General features: G+C 68.1%; 2 protein-coding genes. One reads left to right on the top strand and one right to left on the bottom strand.

The genetic code is table 11. The annotated features are described in order from the left end of the window. Window positions 1-1,304, top strand: a 1,304-nt coding sequence (locus FJY88_13010) for a hypothetical protein (protein MBM3288249.1), incomplete at its 5' end; no start/stop codon positions are given. A 218-nt stretch (window positions 1,305-1,522) separates the two neighbouring features. On the opposite strand, the gene rlmD is transcribed toward FJY88_13010, so the two are convergent. Then, the gene (rlmD, locus tag FJY88_13015) at window positions 1,523-2,965 is read right to left on the bottom strand and encodes a 23S rRNA (uracil(1939)-C(5))-methyltransferase RlmD (GenBank protein ID MBM3288250.1); all 1,443 of its coding nucleotides are present in this window, start codon (window positions 2,963-2,965) and stop codon (window positions 1,523-1,525) included. Between the last annotated feature and the right edge of the window lie 137 nt (window positions 2,966-3,102).

A 3,102-nucleotide genomic window follows, 5' to 3' on the forward strand; every position in this document is an offset into this window, starting at 1 on the left:
ACGACGATGACGGCGACCTCGGCAACGGGACGCCCGATTGGCATGAGATCTGCGAGGCCTTCGAGGCGCACGCGCTCCCTTGTCCCGCGCTCGCCGAATATGTCGAGATCGATTTCGAGCCGATTGGCGATCAGGAAAACGAGGCCGGGAGCTACTTCATCCGCGCCTCGATTCGAGCCGTTGGCGGAGGGGCGATCGACCCCGAGGCGTGCTTCGTCTATTACACGAGCGATCCGCCGGATCAGGGACCGGTCTGGCATCGAGCCCCGCTGGCGCCGACGGGAAACGGCGACGAGTGCGCGGGGGAGATCCCGAACCAGGGGTGCGGGAGGATGGTCTACTACTACCTGTACGCGGCCAAGGATACCGGCGAATGGGCGACCTCGCCGATCGAGGCGCCGCACAAGTATCGCCATCGCTTCCTGGCCGGCCCCGTCGAGACGGCGCTCGAGGATGACTGCGAGGCCGATCGAGGCTGGACGGTCGGCGCGCCGGGCGACGGCGCCACGGCGGGGATCTGGGAGCGCGTCGATCCGATTGGGAAGGTTCACTCCGCCTACGGGCCGACGCAACCCGAGGACGATCGCGGCGAGGGCGGCACGCGCTGCTGGGTGACCGACGGGCGTGGCGGAGACTGGTACCACTACGACGTGGACAACGGAAGGACCACGCTCGTCTCCCCGCTCTTCGACTGGTCGGCCTATTCCGGTTGGGCCACTGTGGGCTTCTGGGCCTTCTTCTTCGACTACACGCCGACCGACGATGCCCTGCGGTGGTCGGTCAGCAACGACGACGGCGCCGCTTGGATCGATCTCGGCGAGGTGCGAGGGATGGGGAACAACGCCTGGAGCTACCGCAAGAGCTACCTCTCGAGCGACGATGTGGCTTTCACGGATCGGATGAGATTCCGTTTCCAGATGGAGGACATCGGAGTCGCGACCACATGCGCCGAGGCGGCCCTGGATGACATCCAGATCCGCGTGACCCGGTGCGTCGCCGGCGGAGCGATCGAGGGCGCCACGCCGGCGGCTTTCGTGATCGAGCCGAACCGCCCCAATCCGTTCCGCGCGACGACGGAGATCCGATTCGGCTTGCCCCGCGCGGGGCGAATCGAGATCGCGATCTATGACGCGGGCGGGCGGAGGGTCCGCACGCTCCTGGACGAAGAGCGCGCGGCCGGGTTCCACACGACCGTCTGGGATGGCCGCGACCAGGAAGGGCGTCGGGTCAGCTCGGGTGTCTACTCCTGCGAGGGACGCGCCGGCGGGCGACGGGTCGGCCGGAAGGCCCTTCTGCTGCGCTAGCATGGAACGACCCTGAACGTGAAGGCGAACCCGACCGCCGCCTGAACAGGGCCGCGCGGAGTCTGCCCCAGGTCTTCCCCGTTTCCCTACATTGTGATCTCTGGCGCGTAGACCAGGGCCCCGTTGGGATCTGAGTTCTCGGCGACATCGACCTCGGTGGGGTTTTCAGGAGGCACCGGGGTTCTAGCTTCTCCTCTCCCGCATGCGGAGGGACTCGGCTATAAGGCCGATCCCCCGACCGGACGGTCGGCCTCGCGCCTCTCCATAAGGACGATCGTCTCGACGTGGGGGGTATGCGGGAAGAGATCGAGGATCCGCATCCGATCCGCCACATACCCGGACGCGCTCAGATGATGGAGATCGCGCGCTAGGGTCGTCGGGTTGCAGGAGACATAGAGGATCCTCGGGGGCGCGAGGGCGAGCAGTCCCTTCATCGCCCGGGGATGGAGCCCCGCCCTCGGCGGATCGAGGATCACGAGGTCCGGCCTCAGCGCGGAGGCCTCCGCGAGCCAGTCCTCCGCCGTCGCTGACATATAGCGCGCGTGGGCGATGCCGTTTCGAGCGGCGTTGCGCCTCGCGTCCTCGACCGCAGGGCCCACCGACTCGATCCCCACGAGAGCGCGGCAGCGGCCCGCAAGCGCCAGGCCCAGGGTCCCGACGCCGCAGTAGAGGTCTAGGATCGTCTCCGCGGGGCGACAGATCGCCCGCAGCTCGGTCAGGAGGGACTCCGCGGCGGAGCTGTTGGTCTGAAAGAAGCTCGACGCGCTCAGCTCGAACTCGAGATCGAGCAGCCGCTCGGTGATCCGGGCATTCCCGAGAAGTAGGATCTCTCGCTCGGCGGTCGCGATCGAAGCGAGACCCGTGTGGATCCAGAGGAGGAAGCCGGCGATGCGCGGATGCCCGTCGCAGACGGCGCGGGCAAGCTCGGGGAGACGATCGTCCTCCTCCGAGACGACGAGGGCGAGAAGGTGCTCGCCGGTCGCGCGGGAGCTTCGGACGATGAGATGCCTGAGCAGCCCCGTCGCCCTGCCGCCGTGGTAGCCCGTCAGGCCAAGGCTCGAGGCCTGTCCGCGTAGGCGTGCGACAATCTCGTTGACAGCGGGGTCGCAGAGGGCGCAGTCGCGCAGGTCGAAGACGGCGTCGAATCGACCTCTGACGTGGAGACCGAGCGCCGGGTCTGGTCGCGGCTCAGTTGGCACGCCCGCAGGGTCCCAGGCGCGCGGAGCGAAGGAGAAGTCCATCTTGTTCCGGTAGCCCTGGAGGACGGGGGCCGCAAGGGGCGGCTCCGGCTCGGGCGGACAGAAGCCTCCGATGCGAGCCAGCGCCTCGCGGACTTGCTTGGCCTTGGCGGCAAGCTGCGCGGGGTAGGCGAGAGTCTGGTAGACGCAGCCGCCGCAGACCTCCGTGTGGCTGCACAAGGGAGAGACTCTGTCCGCCGAGGGGGTGAGCACTTCCAGGAGGCGCGCCCTCTGCCACCTCTTGCGCCCGCTCTGCGGTTCGGCGCGGACGCGCTCGCCGGGGTAGGCGCCGGCCACGAACTGGACCTGGCCCTCGTGCCGCCCGACGCCCTCCCCGCCGTAAGCGAGGTCGGTGATCTCGAGCTCGATCGCCGCCCCTGGTTGCTTGCGTCTCATCGGCCACATCGTACCAACTTTCCCCATGAACCGCCGCGCCGACTACTCTAAGATCTGCTCCTAAGCGGAGACGGGATGCGGAGGCGTCTTGAGGAAGGAGATGCGCGAATGACGAGGAGAAGGAGAGGGTTCGCCCTGATCGGGATCGTCGTGGCGGCCGCCGC

It is taken from the genome of Candidatus Eisenbacteria bacterium, assembly GCA_016867495.1.
Classification (GTDB): Bacteria; Eisenbacteria; RBG-16-71-46; order CAIMUX01; family VGJL01; genus VGJL01.